Raw genomic sequence first — 644 nt, 5'->3', positions numbered from 1 at the left:
TATTGTGGAATTATGTTTATTTGAATTTATTGTTGGTAAAAAGATTTTGGTTTTATAATCCTAGATATGTTTTCCTCACATATTCGTTTTCTAGTAGTTCTTTTCCAGATCCACTTAAAACTATTCTTCCAGTTTCAATTACGTAGGCTTTATCTGATATTTCTAGTGTTCTCCAAACGTTTTGTTCTACTAAGAGTATTGTTATTCCTTTATTGTTTATTTCTTTGATTAAATCAAATAATTGTACTACTATTTTTGGTGCTAATCCCCATGAGGGTTCATCTAATATTAGTAATTTTGGTTTTGACATTAATCCTCTAGCTATTGCAAGCATTTGTTGTTCTCCACCACTTAATGTTCCTGCAATTTGCTTTTTCCTTTCTTCTAGTATTGGGAAGAGTTGACATACCCATTTTAATGTTTTTTCTCTTTCTATTCTAGCTTTTTCTGTTGTTGCACCTAGGAGTAGATTTTCTTCTACTGTTAATCTTGTGAATAATAGTCTTCCTTCTGGGATTAGAGATATCCCCTTCTCAACTCTTTTGTGTGGTGGTAGATTCGTTACATCTTCTCCATCGAATATTATTTTGCCTGTTTCAGGTTTTATTAATCCTGATAAAACTTTTAGTAATGTTGTTTTTCCA

1 protein-coding gene is annotated in these 644 nt (G+C 31.1%); it reads right to left on the bottom strand.

The genetic code is table 11. From position 1 onward, the window contains the following. Nucleotides 1-52 precede the first annotated feature (52 nt). Nucleotides 53-644: ABC transporter ATP-binding protein (locus tag NZ841_08525; GenBank protein ID MCS7202804.1), on the bottom strand; the 592-nt coding region annotated here is incomplete at its 5' end.

Source organism: Dictyoglomus sp. (assembly GCA_025060475.1).
GTDB lineage: Bacteria > Dictyoglomota > Dictyoglomia > Dictyoglomales > Dictyoglomaceae > NZ13-RE01.
This window is presented reverse-complemented; position numbering and strand designations above follow the sequence as displayed.